This is a genomic window from Acinetobacter sp. 24-47-67 (assembly GCF_056779735.1).
On sequence record NZ_JBWYIK010000014.1, the window covers coordinates 1 to 18887 of the forward strand.

Annotated in this window: 16 protein-coding genes and 4 tRNA genes; 7 read left to right on the forward strand and 13 right to left on the reverse strand. The window is 39.0% G+C overall.

The genetic code is table 11. The annotated features are described in order from the left end of the window. Positions 1-325 precede the first annotated feature (325 nt). From yfiR to yfiB, 3 genes are read left to right on the forward strand one after another with little or no spacing between them, the layout of a single operon-like run. Positions 326-778, forward strand: a complete 453-nt coding sequence (yfiR, locus tag AC1M9K_RS13375) for a regulatory sequestration protein YfiR (RefSeq protein ID WP_481589560.1) — start codon at positions 326-328, stop codon at positions 776-778. Between the two features lie 5 nt (positions 779-783). Then, positions 784-2001: a diguanylate cyclase DgcN/YfiN gene (gene dgcN / locus AC1M9K_RS13380; RefSeq protein ID WP_481589531.1), complete on the forward strand. Its 1218-nt coding sequence runs from the start codon at positions 784-786 to the stop codon at positions 1999-2001. Positions 2002-2025: 24 nt separating this feature from the next. Next, positions 2026-2505, forward strand: a complete 480-nt coding sequence (gene yfiB, locus AC1M9K_RS13385) for an outer membrane lipoprotein YfiB (protein WP_035267906.1) — start codon at positions 2026-2028, stop codon at positions 2503-2505. Positions 2506-2615: 110 nt separating this feature from the next. On the opposite strand, the gene AC1M9K_RS13390 is transcribed toward yfiB, so the two are convergent. The 8 genes from AC1M9K_RS13390 to secA form a co-directional block, all read right to left on the reverse strand. Then, positions 2616-2692: transfer RNA gene (locus AC1M9K_RS13390), tRNA-Pro, on the reverse strand. A gap of 17 nt (positions 2693-2709) precedes the next feature. Continuing rightward, positions 2710-2785: transfer RNA gene (locus AC1M9K_RS13395), tRNA-His, on the reverse strand. 37 nt (positions 2786-2822) lie between these two features. After that, a tRNA-Arg gene (locus tag AC1M9K_RS13400) sits at positions 2823-2899 on the reverse strand. 47 nt (positions 2900-2946) lie between these two features. After that, positions 2947-3023: transfer RNA gene (locus AC1M9K_RS13405), tRNA-Pro, on the reverse strand. A 156-nt stretch (positions 3024-3179) separates the two neighbouring features. Next, complete coding sequence (gene nadA / locus AC1M9K_RS13410; RefSeq protein WP_035267909.1) at positions 3180-4247, reverse strand: quinolinate synthase NadA; 1068 nt, start codon at positions 4245-4247, stop codon at positions 3180-3182. A 114-nt stretch (positions 4248-4361) separates the two neighbouring features. After that, entirely contained in the window at positions 4362-5582 is a 1221-nt protein-coding gene (gene argJ, locus AC1M9K_RS13415) for a bifunctional glutamate N-acetyltransferase/amino-acid acetyltransferase ArgJ (RefSeq protein WP_035267912.1), read from the reverse strand. Between the two features lie 169 nt (positions 5583-5751). Next, positions 5752-6102, reverse strand: coding sequence for a hypothetical protein (locus tag AC1M9K_RS13420; RefSeq protein ID WP_481589532.1), 351 nt, complete (start codon positions 6100-6102; stop codon positions 5752-5754). Positions 6103-6236: 134 nt separating this feature from the next. Then, positions 6237-8951 (reverse strand): preprotein translocase subunit SecA, encoded by a 2715-nt coding sequence (secA, locus tag AC1M9K_RS13425; RefSeq protein WP_481589533.1) that lies wholly within the window; start codon positions 8949-8951, stop codon positions 6237-6239. Between the two features lie 330 nt (positions 8952-9281). Here secA and AC1M9K_RS13430 point away from each other — a divergent pair, with 330 nt between their 5' ends. Beyond that, entirely contained in the window at positions 9282-9923 is a 642-nt protein-coding gene (locus tag AC1M9K_RS13430) for a peroxiredoxin (protein WP_481589534.1), read from the forward strand. 144 nt (positions 9924-10067) lie between these two features. Here the strand turns inward: AC1M9K_RS13430 and AC1M9K_RS13435 are convergent, their stop codons facing one another. Genes AC1M9K_RS13435 through trpA form a run of 4 tightly spaced genes read right to left on the reverse strand, consistent with a single transcriptional unit; the run spans position 10068 to position 13999 of the window. Continuing rightward, entirely contained in the window at positions 10068-11030 is a 963-nt protein-coding gene (locus AC1M9K_RS13435) for an SPOR domain-containing protein (RefSeq protein WP_481589535.1), read from the reverse strand. After that, positions 11017-12306, reverse strand: a complete 1290-nt coding sequence (folC, locus tag AC1M9K_RS13440) for a bifunctional tetrahydrofolate synthase/dihydrofolate synthase (RefSeq protein WP_481589536.1) — start codon at positions 12304-12306, stop codon at positions 11017-11019. Before folC ends, AC1M9K_RS13435 begins: the two co-directional genes overlap by 14 nt. Further along, positions 12303-13199 (reverse strand): acetyl-CoA carboxylase, carboxyltransferase subunit beta, encoded by an 897-nt coding sequence (gene accD / locus AC1M9K_RS13445; protein ID WP_035267924.1) that lies wholly within the window; start codon positions 13197-13199, stop codon positions 12303-12305. The genes folC and accD overlap by 4 nt, the downstream gene beginning before the upstream one ends. Further along, a complete protein-coding gene (gene trpA, locus AC1M9K_RS13450) occupies positions 13196-13999 on the reverse strand; it encodes a tryptophan synthase subunit alpha (protein ID WP_481589537.1) in 804 nt (267 codons plus the stop codon). Before trpA ends, accD begins: the two co-directional genes overlap by 4 nt. Before the next feature lie 351 nt (positions 14000-14350). Between trpA and AC1M9K_RS13455 the strand changes: the two genes are divergently transcribed. Further along, positions 14351-15688 (forward strand): Na+/H+ antiporter NhaC family protein, encoded by a 1338-nt coding sequence (locus tag AC1M9K_RS13455; protein ID WP_481589538.1) that lies wholly within the window; start codon positions 14351-14353, stop codon positions 15686-15688. 62 nt (positions 15689-15750) lie between these two features. Here AC1M9K_RS13455 and AC1M9K_RS13460 read toward each other — a convergent pair whose 3' ends face one another. After that, positions 15751-16806 carry an AraC family transcriptional regulator ligand-binding domain-containing protein gene (locus AC1M9K_RS13460; protein WP_481589539.1) on the reverse strand — a complete coding sequence of 352 codons (1056 nt, stop codon included), beginning with the start codon at positions 16804-16806 and terminating at the stop codon, positions 15751-15753. 141 nt (positions 16807-16947) lie between these two features. Between AC1M9K_RS13460 and AC1M9K_RS13465 the strand changes: the two genes are divergently transcribed. After that, complete coding sequence (locus AC1M9K_RS13465; RefSeq protein ID WP_481589540.1) at positions 16948-17823, forward strand: metal-dependent hydrolase; 876 nt, start codon at positions 16948-16950, stop codon at positions 17821-17823. 157 nt (positions 17824-17980) lie between these two features. Further along, entirely contained in the window at positions 17981-18850 is an 870-nt protein-coding gene (locus AC1M9K_RS13470) for a metal-dependent hydrolase (RefSeq protein ID WP_481589541.1), read from the forward strand. Positions 18851-18887 lie beyond the last annotated feature (37 nt).

The window sequence follows — 18887 nt, forward strand, 5'->3', positions numbered from 1 at the left end:
CTTAGATCCAACCTATTCAGCTAAATCCTTGTTTTTCAACAAGTTTTAATCAACATCACCGCCGATGGATGTGCATTATAGGCTATTTATTTTCTTACGCAACTACTTTTTTTAATATTTTAGAATTATTTTAAATTATGAGTATTGAGTGGGTATTTAATAATCAAATTCACATCATTCAGTATGATATTGATAAAAAATCGAACACTTTAACTTTATTAAAATTAGATTAGAATAGGAACTATTATTTAACTGACTAGAACTATGTTACTAAATGGCTATATTTAAAATCAAAAAAGCCGTATTGATCTCCCTACTGCTTTTGATGTGCAGCTTTAGCCATGCCAATTCCAACCAGAACATTTATCAAATGACTCTATCTATTTTGAGCTATGCCAAAATTTCATCTCCACAACCAGATTTATGTCTAATTGATAACACTTTGGCATTAGCAGAGTTTAATCAAATAATTCTAAAGCAAAATTCAAAGATCAAAGCACAAAATATTCATGATTACGATTTAAACAAGACCAATTGTGATGTTGTATTTTTTTCTAAATCTTCTCCAACAGTCGAACAAAAGCTCATCGGAGAATCACTAAAGAAATCAATTCTCTCATTTTCGACAAATAATGAAGATTGCGATGTTGGAAGTGTTTTCTGTCTCTATAGCAATAAAGCAGGTATTACAAAATTTAAAGTCAATTTAGACAGTCTTGCAAAAACCAAAATCCACGTTGATCCTCGTGTATTACTTCTTGCACAGAATATGGAGTAATTCAGATGATTGATAAATTTTTTGGATTAACTTCACTCCAATCACTATTTAGACGATCACAATTTTTAATTTTTGCGATCACTTTTTTGATCTGCACTTTAATTTTTACAACGATTTCAATCTTTACGGTGAAATCATACGCCAATCAAAACTTAACCTTAGTGAGTCGCACAATTGCGGAACGCATTCAACCTGCTCTTGTTTTCCAAGATAAATACACTTTAGACAATATTTTACACGAGTACACACAACAACATTCAATTCGCCTTATCCAAGTATTGGATAGCAATAAAGTTAAAATCACTGAAAGCAGCAAACTGATAGATCGCCATTCAGAACTTCAAACTTGGTTTGATGGATTATTTTTTTCTAAGCCGATTCAAATTGAAGTTACTCACAATGGACAACTGGTCGGTGAGCTTCATCTATTCGGCAGTTCTCAAGATATCATTTTATTCATTATCAAGATTTGCTTAGCCTTGATCCTAGGTATGCTTTTTATGATTTTCGCCTTATGGTGGTCGGTTAATGCAACCTATCGTCATATTATGAATTCTATATCACCAATTATTCATACAGCACAATTAGTGAGTCAACAAAAAGCATACAATCTCCGCTTTCCAAAAAATGATATTCAAGAATTTCATCATCTAAACTCAGTATTTAATCAACTGTTAGAAGAAATTCAATCTTGGCACAATCAGTTACAGTCTGAAAATACGCAGCTTAATTATCAAGTACAACATGATGAATTAACGCAATTACCAAACCGACATTACTTTTATAAAGTTTTGTGTAACCTTTTCGATCAGCCTGATAAACGTGAAAATACTGTTTTGATTTTTATAGATAACAATAAATTTAAGTCTATTAACGATCAATATGGTCATTTAGTGGGGGATGAAGTGTTGAAAGAAATGGCAAAACGATTAAAACAAAACACACGTCAAAATGATTTTGTCGCAAGATTAAGCGGGGATGAATTTGCAATTATCCTAAGTCCTGTCAGCCAGGTTGATCACTTAATTTCGATTGCCGAAAATCTTATAAAATGTTCTGATGAGCCCTTAAAATATAACGGACAATCAATCCATTTTAGTTTTAGTCTTGGTATAGCTTTGGCTAAAGAAGCTCATACCCCTGAGGACTTAATTTCTCAAGCAGACCAAGCGATGTACAAAGCGAAGAATCTAAAACATCATTGGCACATATTTCAACAATAGAATTTTTACTGAGGATTAATACCTATGCTCAATCGTAGTTTCAAACTTTTTATCATGAGCATTCTTTGTATAGGATTAAGTGCATGCTTGGGTATGGGATCTTTAAGCTATAAACAAGTAAAAATGTTAAAACAACAAGGTTTCGTACTCACAGAGGAAGGTTGGAGTTTGGGACTACCCGAACGACTTCTTTTCGATTTCGATCAGGCTGAAATCTCTAAAAAAAATCGTGAACAGATTCAACATCTCGCAGCACAACTACAAAAGTACAATTTAAAGAAAGTCCGTATCGTCGGTCATACCGATCTTATTGGCAATCCAGATTATAATTTTAAACTTTCTGAAAGCCGTGCCCGAAGCGTAAGCACTATTTTTATTGAGGAGGGTTTTAACCCAGCTCATATCCAAACCATTGGTCGCGGTTCAACCCAACCTATTAATACTGCAAATACTGACGCTGCCCATGCAGAAAATAGACGCGTTGCTGTTATTATCGTGCCTTAAACACTCAACAAAAAAAGATCCTGATAGGATCTTTTTTTAACAGCAAAAATCAGACATAAAAAAACCGCTTAACGCGGTATCTTTTATCTGACCATTTATAATGAAATAAATGGTCGGAGCAGTAGGATTCGAACCTACGACCCCCTGGTCCCAAACCAGGTGCACTACCAGGCTGTGCTATACTCCGATTACATCGGTTTGTGTTGGGGTGAATGACGGGATTCGAACCCGCGACAACCGGAATCACAATCCGGGGCTCTACCAACTGAGCTACATCCACCATCACAAAATTTGGTTCTATAAAATCAAGCGACCAATGGCGCGCCTGACAGGATTCGAACCTGTGACCATCCGCTTAGAAGGCGGATGCTCTATCCAACTGAGCTACAGGCGCATTACCCATGATTGCGAGATCATTGGAAAACCTTTGCCTTGAAGAATTGGTCGGAGCAGTAGGATTCGAACCTACGACCCCCTGGTCCCAAACCAGGTGCACTACCAGGCTGTGCTATACTCCGATTCATCTCAGCTTTTGTACCGTTCAACTTATCGTTTGATGTATCGTTCGGTACGGTGTGCATTCTAGGCGTGACGCTGGATAACGTCAACACCTATCTTCAAAAAAATTCAAAAAAACACTTCAAATGTATATTTATCAAGCATTTTGACTAATATTAACGCTTTAATGACGCACTAAAGTTTAACATTCGATCTAATGGTAATTTAGCGCGCTCTGCTAAAGCGGGATCAACATACACTTCCTGATCACCATGTCGTAAAACATGCAAAATGCCATCCAATTCATTCATTGCCATCCATGGACAATGTGCACAAGAACGACAAGTCGCTCCCTCACCTGCCGTAGGAGCCTCAATCAAAGTCTTATTCGGCACCATTTGCTGCATCTTATAAAAAATACCGCGATCGGTCGCAACAATCATTGTTTCATGCGGTAGTTCTTTTGCAGCCTTAATCAATTGCGAAGTACTTCCTACTGCATCAGCAACATCAATCACCGATTCTGGAGATTCAGGATGGACTAAAACTGCAGCATCAGGATAGATGGCTTTCATCTGAGCGATGCCACGTGCTCTAAATTCTTCATGTACAATACAAGAACCATCCCAGAGCAACATATCCGCTCCAGTTTTCTTTTGAATGTAACGTCCTAAATGCTGATCAGGTGCCCAAATAATTTTTTCACCTAAACTATCTAAATGCTCAATAATTTCGACAGCACAACTGGATGTTACCACCCAATCTGCACGTGCTTTTACCGCAGCTGAGGTATTTGCATAAACCACAACAGTATGATCAGGATGAGCATCACAGAACTTGCTAAACTCATCTACAGGACAACCTAGATCGAGTGAACAAGTTGCCTCTAAAGTAGGCATTAAAATGGTTTTGTTAGGTGATAAAATTTTAGAAGTTTCACCCATAAACTTCACACCAGCCACAACGAGTGTTGTCGCATCATGGTCACGCCCAAAACGTGCCATTTCAAGTGAATCTGAAACACAACCACCAGTCAGCTCCGCAAGCTCCTGTACGACTGGATCACAATAATAATGAGCAACCAATACCGCATTACGCTTTTCCAATTCGGCTTGGATCTCAGCAAATTTTTGCTGCTTTAACTCTGGTGTTAAATCTTGATTGTTAGATTCACCAATCAGGTCTAAATGAGCTTGAACAATTGCTTTCGCATCATTTGCAATTAAATTGGTTGCATCATTCATTATTTGCATCTCTATCCATAGCGCTTATCAATATAAGCAATTACACACAGATTGGATTTGACCAATCATTAAAATTTGATAAATAAAAAGCCTCAACAGGGAGGCTTAATTTATTTAAGAACGATAATCTGCGTTGATCTTGACATAATCATATGACAAATCACAGGTGTAAACCGTATCTTTGGCAGAACCACGGCCCAAATCAACGCGAATAGTAATTTCTGATTGATTCATCACTTTAGCACCAGCCTCTTCTGTGTAATCTGCCGCTGCACCACCATCTTTACAGATCTGGACATCATCTAACCATACTTGGATTTTGTCGACATTTAAATCTTGGACCCCAGCATAACCAATTGCAGCCAAGATACGCCCCCAGTTAGGGTCAGAAGCAAAGAACGCTGTTTTTACCAAAGGTGAATGTGCAATGCTGTAAGCGATATCACAACACTCTTGCGTATTTGCACCACCTTCAACTGAAACAGTTATAAATTTGGTTGCACCTTCACCATCTCGAACGATTAACTGAGCCAAGCGCTTCATGACACGTGTAAGTACATCTAAAACAACAGAGTAACGAGCATCTTCTTTAGATGTAATTTCAGCACCACCTGCTTGACCAGTTGCTGCAAAAATACAAGAGTCATTAGTAGATGTATCACCATCAATCGTGATGCGATTAAATGATTGTTCAACCGTGGTTTTTAATAGTTTTTGAACCAATTCACGAGCAATAGGCGCGTCTGTCGCTACGAAAGACAACATTGTTGCCATATTAGGACGGATCATTCCTGCACCTTTTGAAATCCCCGTCATTGTATAAACAACCCCGTCAATTTCAAATTGTTCAGAAGCACCCTTAGGTAAAGTATCCGTCGTCATAATACCTGATGCTGCCTGAGGCCATACATCATCTTCAAGACTCTCAAATGCTGGTTTTAACCCAGCAATCAAACGCTCCATGGGTAATTGTTCACCAATTACGCCTGTTGAGAATGGCAAAACTTCGTTCTCATTTACACCAGCAATTTTGGCAAATTCAGCACAAGTGTCCTTTGCATTTTTCAAACCTGTAGGACCAGTACCTGCATTCGCATTGCCTGTATTAATTACAAGGTAACGTGGATTTGTTTGAGACAAATGCAGTTTTGAAATATGTACTGGCGCTGCGCAAAAAGCATTTTGGGTAAATACACCTGCAACTTGAGTGCCTTGTGCAAATTCAAATACAACCAAGTCACGTCGATTTGGGTAACGTACATACGCTTCTGCTGAGCCAATTCTTACACCCTTTACCACATGCATTTGTGGCATTGATACGTCACCCACCGCCATTTTTGATTGTCCGAATTAAAAAAAATGATGGCTAAGCTTATTAGAAATTAGAAAAAAAATCGAGTGAATAAGGCATTAGGGTTGATTGAAATGAATGATTTGAAATAAATCTCGATCCCTAAAAACAATAAAGCCAGTCAAAGACTGGCTTTTGTACGAAATTCTAAAATTAATTAGATACAGTTTGTTCCAATAAGGCTTGTTTTGCTTTTTCTTGACTTGAACTTGAAAGAGCTGGATTTGATGCAACAATACGATTTGCTGTAGCTGGAGTTGCTGGTGCTATTGCAGCTGTTTGAAGAATGATTGGTCGACCAGCTGTATTACCAAGTGTGTAACGAATACCAGTGCGTGGACTTATCACCGTTGTGGAGTCATTTTTAACTTCAGTTTGTGCTTGAGTAACACCCGCAGCTGCTTGAACTTTCGCTAGAGGTACAGTTTTCGTATCAGCATTGGCAAATGCGAAAGCTGGTAAAGCAAAAACTGCAAATAGAGCCGATTTTAGTATTTTTTTCATTGTCGCTTCCATATATTCAATCATGCAAAATTAAATAGCATTAACTGAGAAAATTGGCAATGCTTATTCACATGAACTGACCAAGCACTATAATAAAATAAAAAAAGCAGAACCTAAGTTCTGCTTCATGAAATTTAGATTTTACCGTGACACTGCTTGTATTTTAAACCAGAACCACATGGACAAGGTGCATTACGGCTTTGAGGTGGCGTAATCTCAACTTCATTCTGATCCAATTCTTGAGTATTAACTGTTTGCTCACCTGTTATACCATCAACTTCAGCATGAGAAAGTGAAAGTTGCATCGCTTCAGCTTGAGCTTGCTGCTGTGCTTCCATTTCTGCCAGCTCTTCAGGCGTTGGTAAACGTACCAATGAAAGATCTGTCACAACATCAGACTTAATGACAGCTAACATATTTACAAACAGATTGAATGCTTCTTTCTTATATTCCTGCTCAGGATTCTTTTGCGCATAACCGCGTAAATGAATACCTTGACGTAAATAATCCATCGCTGCTAAATGATCTTTCCAGTGGCGATCTAAAGAACTTAACATAAAGTTTCGTTCTAACACTGCTGCAGATTCAGCACCCATTTGTTCACGACGCGCACGATAGCGTTGTAAAACCTCATCAGTGATACGACGTGCTAATGCCTCTTCATCTAATCGACGATCTTGATCCAACCATTGCTGCACAGGAAGATCAATATTAAAGTCTGAGCGTAATGCAGATTCTAGACCTGGGACATCCCACTGATCATGAATTGATTCAGGTGGGATATACGTTTCAATCACCCCTTTCATCACTTCTTCATGCATTGACTCGATGTATTCTTGCAATGTACTTTCTGCCAGAATTTCATCACGCTGTGAGTATATAATTTTACGTTGTTCGTTATTTACATCATCATACTTCAACAGGTTCTTACGAATATCGAAGTTACGTGCTTCAACCTTACGTTGGGCATTTTCAATCGAACGAGACACCATTTTATGTTCAATGGCTTCATTTTCTTGCAGACCCATTGCACGCATCATTGCGACGACACGATCACCTGCAAAGATACGCATCAAATCATCTTCTAACGATAAGAAGAAACGCGAAACACCTGGATCACCTTGACGACCTGAACGACCACGTAATTGGTTATCAATACGACGAGATTCATGACGTTCAGAACCAATAATGTGTAAACCACCAGAATTCAGCACCAGTTGGTTATTTTGTTCCCATTCTGCTTTTAAACGTGCTTCATCTTCAGGAGTTGGATTTTCAATTTTCGCCAGTTTCGCTTTCCAGTTACCACCGAGCAAGATATCCGTACCACGCCCTGCCATGTTGGTCGCAATAGTCACGGCACGTGGAGAGCCGGCTTGTGCAATAATATCCGCTTCACGCTCATGCTGTTTGGCATTCAATACTTCGTGTGCGATACCCGCTTCTTTCAGTTTATCCGATAAGATTTCAGAAGCTTCAATTGTTGCCGTACCAATCAAAATCGGTGCAACACCAGCTTCATGAATTTTCTTAATTTCTTCAATAATCGCATTGTATTTACCATTACGATTCAAATAAATTAAGTCATTCAGATCTTTACGAATCATTGGACGATGGGTTGGAATCAACACCACATCTAAGCCATAAATTTCTTTCATTTCAGCAGCTTCAGTATCTGCTGTACCTGTCATACCTGAAAGTTTACGGTATAAACGGAAATAGTTTTGGAATGTGGTCGTTGCAAGCGTTTGGTTTTCAGGTTGAATTTCTAAACCTTCTTTCGCTTCTACCGCTTGATGTAAACCTTCAGACCAACGACGACCAGGCATCGTACGACCTGTATTTTCGTCGACAATAATCACTTCACCGTCATGGACAATATAATGCACGTTACGTTGATACAAGTAATGTGCGCGAATAGAAGCTGTCACATGATGAACAAGATTTAAGTTGGCTGCAGAATATAGACTCTCACCTTCTGCCAATAATCCCATCGCAATAAGTTCACTTTCAATGGCTTCAAAACCAGCTTCTGTGATTTCGACTGAACGTTGCTTTTCATCGATCCAGAAGTGCCCACCATCTGCAACTTTTTCTTCTTTTTGAGCATGTAACTTTGGCGGAATCGCATTCATTGCCGCGTAAAGTTGTGAGGAATCTTCGCTTTGACCCGAAATAATAAGTGGAGTACGTGCTTCGTCAATTAAGATTGAGTCAACCTCATCGATAATCGCATAGGCAAGACCACGTTGTTTTTTCTCGGCTAACGAGAACACCATATTGTCACGAAGATAGTCGAAACCAAATTCGTTGTTTGTACCGTAGGTAATGTCTGCTCGATAAGCTTCTGCTTTTTCGACAGGATTTTGCATGGAGTAAATCACCCCAACAGATAATCCCAAAAATTCATAAAGTGGACGGTTTAACTCAGCATCACGTTGCGCCAGATAATCATTGACAGTAATAACATGAACACCTTGTTCACTAATTGCATTTAAATATACAGCCAAAGTACCCATTAGGGTTTTACCTTCACCTGTACGCATTTCTGCAATTTTACCTTCATGTAGGGTAATACCACCAATCAACTGTACGTCATAATGACGCATACCCATAATACGCTTACCAGCTTCACGACATACCGCGAAAGCTTCTGGTAACAAGCGATCAAGACTTTCGCCGTTTTTATAACGTTGTTTGAATTCTTCTGTTTTTGCAGATAAGTCTGCATCACTTAACACAGATATCGTCGGCTCGAGCGCATTGATCTTCTCGACAATTTTACGCATACGCTTCAATTCGCGCTCGTTTTTAGTACCGAAGATTCCTCCGATCAGACTTGCCAACATATAGACTCTCTAAAACTTACTTATCAAAATGATTTTTCTCAAACGTTATTATGGTGCTAGAAATTTGAAGTACAAGGGTTTTAAACAAATGCAATCAAAAAATTTCTGGATTATTTTCCATGACGCATGAGCAACGGCGAGTTAATGTAGCAAATTTGATCAAAAATATATATCGTTCAAATTCAATTTTATGAGCGTTTATTTGCACTCAGGCAGCCAAATAAATCTATTTTTTTCATAAGTAAATAAAAAAACACTATTTTTAATTATAAAGAGTTTCCTCCATATTAATTTCAATACATTAAGGTTTTGATAAGAATAGAGGTATATATGGCATTACGTTTAGGTGACACTGCTCCAGATTTTGAACAGCAATCGAGCGAAGGAGTGATTAATTTTTATGATTTTTTAGGAGATCATTGGGGCGTTTTATTTTCACACCCTGCCGACTACACTCCCGTATGTACGACGGAATTAGGTTTTACAGCAAAGCTAAAAGACGAGTTTGAAAAACGTAATGTTAAAGCGATTGCTCTCTCTGTAGATGATGTTGAATCACATCATGGTTGGATTAAAAATATCAATGAAACTCAGTCTACCACGGTAAATTTCCCAATCATTGCTGATCAGGATCGTAAAGTTTCGACTTTATATGATTTCATCCATCCCAATGCCAGCGAGACCCTAACCGTCCGATCTCTTGTGATCATTGATCCAAATAAAAAAGTACGCTTGATTATTACGTATCCAGCGTCAACTGGTCGCAATTTCCATGAAATTTTACGTGTTATAGATTCATTACAGTTAACAGATAACTATAAAGTGGCAACCCCTGCAAACTGGCAGCATGGTGAAGATGTTGTGATTGTTCCCTCTATTAAAGACGAAAATGAAATTCAACAACGCTTCCCTAAAGGGTACAAGGCAGTGACACCTTATCTACGTTTAACACCTCAACCTGATCTTGATTAATTTTGACGAGCCATCAAGTTTCAGCGTTCAGCCTATCCTCAGATAGGCTTTTTTTTTGATTATGGCTTATATTCTTTAACATATTAATTTAAAAAAGGATTCAAATTATAGTTTGAATCCTTTTTTCTAAAACAAAGCAAGAAACTATTGACGCTTATCCAGTGGTACCCAATCAATCACCCATGCTGATTTCATATTTAAACTTGCATCACTGTTAATTTTCTTACGTAACGCATCTGCCGAATCACGATCTTTAGATGGACCAACCATAATTCGAATACCTTTCGACGTTGGACTCTTCGTTACCTTATATCCTTTAGCACGAAGCTTAGCCGCAAGCGCATCTGCATTCGCCTCATTCGCAGCCAATGCCACTTGAACCATCCATTGACGATCTCCATTTTCCAGCAGATCACGAGCTTTTTCTGCCTCAGCTTTTTTCTTCGCTTCTTCAGCAGCTTTGCGTTTTTTCTCTTCTGCAGCTTTTTTATCAGTTTCAGCTTTCTTCTTCGCTTCTTCTGCTTTACGTTTTTCCTCAGCAGCTTTTTGCTCTGCTGCTTTCTTTTCAACTGCACGTTTTTCTGCTTCGGCTTTACGCTTTTGTTCTTCTGAGGATTTCGCCTGTTGTTCTTTTTGCTCAGCTAAACGCTTCTGTTCAGCTATGCGTTTTTCTTCAGCCAAACGCTTTTGCTTTTCAGCTTCATCCTCAACCAATTCAGGAGGAATATTGTCTGAACTTTGCTGAGCAGCGTTTCGACGAGCATTCATTGCAGCATATTCTTCAGCAGCGCGACGTGCGGCTTCAGCTTCGGCCTCTTGTTGCATTCTTAAATATTCAGCAGCACGAGCCTCTTGCTCTGCCACAGCTTTTTCACGAGCACGTCGTTGCTCTTCAAGTAAACGCTTTTCAGTTTCCACATCAACTGTGAGAGGTTGAAGTTGTACTGCTTCAGGTTCATTATTTTTTTGTTGAACAGCTTCAACCGGTTGTTCAACATTATTTTGGTGGATCTCTTCTTTGCCTTTTAGAAGTAATGCTGCCAATAAAACACCACCACCCAATAAAACAACACCACCCATCCAGCGTTGTTTGTTATTCATTGACATTCTCTAAATACTCCCAGACCGCTTCTAAGGTATGAAACGAACCACACACCAAAATCAGCTGATTATTTTTTGTTTCTTCAAGTGCTGATTTAAATGCGACCTGTACATTTGAATACTGTTGTACTGTCTCACCTTGAAGCGCTGACTCTAATTGTTTTAATGGTGCTGCACGAGGCACATCCATCGGCGCAATTTTCCACATTAATACCGTGTTTTTCAATAAATTAACGACTGAATCTATATCTTTATCCGCTAACATCGAAAACACAGCGATAACTTCTGTGTACTGTTTATTGTATTCTAAATAATTTCGCAATTGCTTTAACAAAAATTCTACACCATGCGGATTATGTCCCGCATCGAAAATCACTGTTTTTCCTGCGATTTCCCTTATTTCAAATCGACCTTGTAAATGTGCTTGAATAATACCCTGCTCTAGTGCAGTTTGAGAAACTTTCAATCCACTGACCAATAATGCAGCCACGGCAGTAGAAATATTATCTAGGGCCAACTGACCACATGGTAATTTTAAGGTCAGTGCTGAACTTGAAAATGTCCAAGTTTTACCATCACCATTTGCTTGATAAAAATAATCCTGATTTAGACATGACAGCGTCGCATTACATGCAATGACTTTATCCTGAATTGATGTTGGAAGTATTTGTTGCCCACCAAAAATGACTGGAATATCTGGACGAATAATACCCGCTTTCTCAAAAGCAATTTTTTCAATGGTGTCACCCAGCCAATCTGTGTGATCCAATCCAATATTAGTAATGACCGCAACATTTGGATTAACGACATTCACCACATCCAAACGTCCCCCAAGTCCAACTTCCAATACCCAAACATCACATTTCTGTTGTTTGAAGATGACAAAAGCTGCAAGGGTTGTTGCTTCAAAAAAAGATAAACTTAAATCACATTCACGTCGTGCTTGATCAACTTGAACAAATGCTTCGATCAGAAGCTCATCTGAAACTTCCTGACCTGCGAGTTTTACACGCTCATTGAAACGATAGATATGCGGAGATTGATACAAACCGACTTGATATCCTTGAGCATTCAGAATTGAAGCTAAGGTTGTAGTTGTTGAACCCTTACCATTCGTACCAGCGACGGTAATGACTTTCGCTTGCGGGTGTGTAACTCCCAATTTTTCAGCCACAGGAATGACGCGTTCAAGCCCTAAATCAATTCCTGTAACGTGAACATGGCTCCAATAATCGAGCCATGTTTGTAAATTATCTGTACTGAGTGGAGCAGTGAGGTTCAAGGCAAATTCATCAATTTCGCTACGATACGATAAACTGTATCACGTAATGCGTGACGATGAACAATTTGATCGACTACACCATGATCAAGCAAGAATTCAGCACGTTGAAACGGTTCTTCTAACTTTTCGCGTACAGTCTGTTCAATGACACGTTTACCAGCGAAACCAATCATTGCTTTAGGCTCAGCAATATGCACATCACCCAACATGGCTAAAGATGCGGTCACACCACCATATACTGGATGAGTTAATACAACAATGTACGGAATACGAGCATCTTTCATTTTTTGAATCGCAGCTGACGTACGTGCCATTTGCATTAAAGATAACATTCCTTCTTGCATACGAGCACCACCAGAGGCAGCAAAACAAATCATTGGCTGTTTGGTTTCAATCGCACGCTCTGCTGCTTGTACAAATCGATCACCAACTACAGTTCCCATCGAACCGCCCATGAAATCAAATTCAAATGCACAAGCGATTAAAGATAAACCTTTGATTTGTCCTTCCATCACCACGAGTGCTTCAGTTTCGCCAGTTTTCTCTTGTGCTTCTTTCATACGCACAGGATAAGCTTTGCTATCCACAAACTTGAGTGGGTCTTTTGCAACAAACTCTTGACCTAATTCTTTTGCGGTTTGATCAAAGAACCAATTTAAGCGGTCACGTGCTTTCATTTTTAAATGCTCATCACATTGAGGACAAACATAAGCATTGAAAGACATCGCCGTACGAGTCACCAGAGCATGACATTCTGGACATTCAATCGTAGGCTCAGTAAACGTCGCTTTTAATGATTGCTGTTGATCAGGGATTTGAATACCTGGTACTGAACGATCTGTCCAAGGTGTTGCAGGTGCTAAAGTTTTCCCTGATTTAACTTCTTGATTCATACTAACTCATCGAGCGCTGCTCGAAGCTCCTTGACTTTATTGACCGCCTGTTCAACTGCTTGATCAGGAGTTGTCTGTGCAAATGGTTTAACAAAAGCACTACCAACAATGACCGCATCCGCTGCGCTTCCGATTGCTTTTGCAGAGGCTGAATCACTAATACCAAAACCTACACCAACAGGTACATCCGTCATCGACTTAATTTTTTCGATGCGTTGAGCAGCTTCATTCACATCTAAAGTCGCTGCACCTGTTACACCCTTCAAAGACACGTAATAAATAAAACCACTCGCTTGATTAGCGACATGTTGAATACGTTGATCTGTAGATGTTGGCGCCAACAAGAAGATCTGATCCATATCAAACTTTTTCAAGACAACATCGAGCGCTTGTGCTTCTTCAGGTGGTAAGTCCACCAACAGAATACCGTCCACACCACAGTCATGAGCAGTTGATACAAATTTTTCATATCCAATGACTTCTACAGGATTCAAATAACCCATCAACACCACTGGTGTATCTGTGTCCTTTTCACGGAATTGCTTGACCATTTCCAATGCATCCAATGTATTTGTACCGGCTGCCAATGCACGCTCAGCCGCAAGTGCAATCACTGGACCATCGGCCATTGGATCTGAAAATGGTAAGCCAAGTTCAATTACATCCACACCTGCTTCCACCATTTGATGTAACAAAGGAACCGTTACGTGTGGATGAGGGTCACCTGCCATGACATAAGAAACTAGAGCCTTACGCTGTTGAGATTTAAGCTGTGCAAATCGTGTGGCTAAACGTGACATAGGGATGTACTTTCCTTGAATTGTATAGAATTGAGGAGTTGGTTTTGTAAAATACAAGACGGCCCATTGTAACGCTATTTTTTACTCATTGAACAGAGTGTGATGAAAAGCACCAAACACTCTTTTCAGTTAAGTATTCCAAGTGCATATTTATCAATGTTTTGATTTTTTTAACAATGATCAAAAAGCTCGATTTTTTCTGTTTTTTCTAAATCATGAATATTTATATGAACTTATGTTTATTGATTAAAAATGTTTAAAAACAAATAGCTTAGCACTTACATTTTAACTTTTCTGAATTAGCCAAAGCTGTTCTATACTATACATGCTTACTCTTTTATTTCTTATGTTATGACCACAATCTCCCCAGGCAAAGCTTCTCCGCGAGCGCTTGCCCTTCTACCGCTTATTGTGTTTTTAGCCATTTTTTTGGGCAGCGGTATTTATCACACTCTGATTGGCACTGAGTTTGCCTTCTACCAAATTAAAGCACCCATTGCTGCTATCCCTGCCCTCATTCTTGCGGTATTACTTTATCGTGGCAAATTAAATACAGGTATAGATGAGTTTCTCCGTGGGGCAAGCCATCCTAATCTTATTTTAATGTTTATGGTCTTTATGCTGGCAGGTGCTTTTGCCAGTATTAGTAGTGCCATTGGTAGTGTTGATGCAACAGTACAATTAGGTTTATCTCTCATTCCTTCGGCTTTTGTCCTGCCAATGCTCTTTGTTATTTCAGCGTTTATTGCTACTGCGATGGGCACCTCGATGGGTACTATCGCTGCTTGTGCGCCGATCGCATTTGGCTTTACTCAAGTCACCGATATAAATCCTGTTGTTGCGATTGGCGCTGTGGTTGGAGGAGCCATGTTTGGTGATAACTTGTCGATGATTTCAGATACCACTATCGCCGCAACTCGTAGCCAACGTGTAGAACTAAAAGATAAATTTAAAGTCAATGTATGGATTGCAGTACCAGCAGCACTTTTCACGATTTTGATTTATTTTGTGATGAGTCGTGATACGCAACAAATTTCTTTCAATGACTATAATTTTTGGCTGATTTTGCCTTATTTAGCTGTATTTGCTTTGGCTTTTACCCGATTACATGTGTTGGCTGTACTTATGCTGGGCATTGTTATGTCTGGACTCGTCGGTCTGATTCAAGCCCCCGACTTTAACCTACTTAAATTAAATATTGCGATTTACGATGGATTTGTGGGCATGTTTGAAGTCGCATTGCTTTCAATGTTACTCGGTGGTATTTCTGCCCTTATGCGAAAAGAAGGTGGCTTAGAGTGGCTTATACAACGCATTTATCAACTTACGCGTTTATTCAAAGTGGGAACGCAAAGAGCTGGTGAAATCGGAATCTGCCTTCTGGTAATCTTGTCTAATTTCTTTGTGGCAAATAATACGGTTGCCATTATTCTATCTGGCGATATGGCACGTGAAGTTGCTAAAGAATATGGTGTTGACCCAAAACGCTCGGCTGCTTTGTTGGATATTTTTTCTTGTGTTGTTCAAGGCTTAATTCCGTTTGGCGCACAATTATTATTGGCGTGTTCAATTGCAAAATTATCGCCAATGGAAATGATCCAAAACGTTTATTACTGCTGGATCTTAGCGGTGATTGCTATACTCTCCATTGCTTTTAGATATCCCAAAATACAGATGAATCAATTTTAGACTGGCATAAAAATGAAGTCTTTAAAGGTAAGCTACATGCTTACCTTTTTTATTTCCATAATCTAACTTAGATTATGGTGGTGAGTTGGTCGTTGTTTAAGTTGTTTTTTAAACTGCAACAGCGTTATTCCATTATACATTTTAAATGCTCTAGCAAGCGCAGACTGATCTGAGTAACCGAGTTGCACTGCGATATCCGTTAACTCTAGCCCCTGATTTAATAGGCGCTCACATTGTGACATCCGCTCTTGCTCAAGTATGCGTTTAAATGATGTTCCGCGATCTTTTAATTGTCGTTGCAAAGTCCTCACCGACAAACATAATTCTGTCGCAATATCTTCAATCTTTGGCGCTTCGTGACCAATACGCAAATACTCAGCAATAATTAAGTGGAGTTGCCGATCAAGACTCGATTGAACGGGTTTTGATGCAATCGCCTCTTCCGCTTGTTGAACCAACAATTGCATAAGTGAAGGATCTGCTTGTTGGGGTTTTAGCTGCAACCCCTGAGTGCGAATTTGAAACTGATATTCAACTTGGCTGAACTCTACCTGACAACCATAGAACTTTTGATATTCATACAATGGTGCGATAGCTTCATGCGCCATGATCACTTTATACAGTGGAAAGGTATCATGCACTAATATTTGCTTCGCCAATGAGACCATCATGGCATTCGTCAACTCATTGATAAAATTATAGTCATCACAAATAAACGGCCAGCTTAAAATCAGTATATCACCGTCCTGATGCATCTGCATGGGTGTAATCTCTTCACCATCAATCACCAAGCGGCTAAATCTTAAAATATAGTTCAGTGCTTCCGCCACCGTCTCACTTCGTGTAGCCATATATCCAAGCACACCAAAATGCTCAGGTTTCACATATTGAGCCATTTCAAAAATATAATTGGCGCGATTCAAATAAACCTGCGTGAGAGAATTAAGCTTTAAGAAAAAAGAATAAGATGATTGCATGGCAATCGGTGCTGCCAAAATCTTATTCAGCGTATCAACATCCTGATTTAATGCAGTCTTTATCTCTTTATCGAGCTGTTTCACTTGAATAAATGTTTGCCATAAATGGAAATATCCATTGGGTATTTGAATATCTTTCACGATGCACTATTCCTTTAGGCAAATTTGACTTTATTCATTTTCATTTGTCGTAAAATGTATAAAAAATGGCAAGTACTGTCAAAACAATCAGACCAATGCCATACATACTTAAACGATCTAAAGCGGATGAATGAAAATAAGATGAACGCATTGGTAAAATATCAGGTTGATCCTGTCGTACGCACGAATCTCAATTTCAAGCTCTCAGAAATTCCTCGTTTTTGGTTTGGTGGAGATCCATTCAAAACCCGTATGTTTGATGCATTGAGTCTAACTTTCCCAGACGGAGAGCGCTACTTCATTGAATCAGTTCGATTATTTAGAGATAAAATCAAAGACCCTGAATTACAAAAACGCGTCGCAGATTTTATTCGACAAGAAGCACAGCATGGAATTGCGCATGACAAGATGAATCAGGTCATGAAAGATCAAGGTATGCCTGTCGATCAATTTATTAAGGTTCTTAACAAAATTTTTAAATTCGAACTGACACGTCGTTCACCTCAATATAATATTGCCATGACTGCTGCAGCCGAACACTTAACTGCATTAATGGCTGATACTTTTTATAGTCAAAAAGCAACCCTTGAAGATGCTCACCCCTATGTGCGCGCGCTTTTAGCATGGCATGCTATCGAAGAGATGGAGCATCGTGATGTGGCTTTTGATGTCATGAAACAAGTCGGTGATGTTCCAGAACTTACTCGACAATTTGCTTTGGCATTTACAACTTTCATGATGCTTGGATTTACAACTTATCGTGCCAATATCATGTTGAAGTATGACGGATTTAGTCGTTTAGACCGTTTCAAAATGACCGTCAAAGGACTTCCATGGTTTATCGGTCGAAATGGCATGTTAACGAGAATGAAAGATCCATACTTAGATTGGTTTAAAAAAGACTTTCATCCAAGCCAACATCCTGTGATTGCCCAATATGATGTCTGGGTAAAAACATTAGCCGAGACCAATGATCCAATTCAAGCTGGTGAAGCATTCTGGCAAGCAGCTCGATAATATTCCTATCGCCGGCTAAATCATTTTTATTCGGATGATTTAGCCGACATTACTTACAGTTTTAATCTTCTTCTCTCTTCTTTTGTCCTGTAGAGATAATGACCTCAATGTGATTTTTTTACATACTTGTTCTTTCTGCATAAGCGATAAAAATAACATGAATGCAATTACCACATACCATCCAGTGATTCGTAAGCACCTTGATTTCCGACTTAACGAAGTACCACGATTTTGGTTTAACAACGATCCTTTTAAAACACGTGTATTTGATGCTTTGAGTTTGACATTTCCAGATGGAGAACGATATTTCATACAGTGTGTCCGACTATTTCAACCGCATATTAAAGATCCTGTCTTAGCCAAACGTGTGAAAGACTTTATTCAACAAGAAGCGCAACACGGTATTGCCCATGACAAAATGAATAAAATTTTAATTGAGCAAGGTATGCCAATTGAAAAATATATTCATCAAGTCAATCAACGTTTCAAACATGCGTTAAAAAGGTATCCTGATCGTTTTAATATTGCGATTACCGCTTCATGCGAACACTTAACCGCTTTAATGGCAACGACCTTTTTCAGTCATAAAAGTACGATGGCCCATGCACATCCTTTTGTCCGTAGTTTATTTGCATGGCATAGTATTGAAGAAATGGAACATCGCGATGTAGCTTATGATGTCATGATCGAGGTAGCGCAGACTTCAAACCTTACACGTTATACCGCCTTGGTTTTAGTTACGCTTATGATGTTTGGATTTACCATGCAAAGAACACATGGACTTCTCAAACAAGATGGCTTTACTCGAATTGAAAGGTTAAAAATGTTTGCTCAAGGCTTGAAATGGTTGCTTGGAAAAGATGGCATTTTAACGGCAAAAAAACGAGAATATTTAGACTGGTTTAAACCTGATTTCCACCCAAACCAACACCCTATTATTCATCAATACCAAGTTTGGGTTGATACGCTCGCTGAAACTCAAGATCCAATTCAAGCAGGTGAAGCTTTTTGGCAAGGTGCGATATAAAAAAGAATGTAAAAAAGTCCGATCAATCGGACTTTTT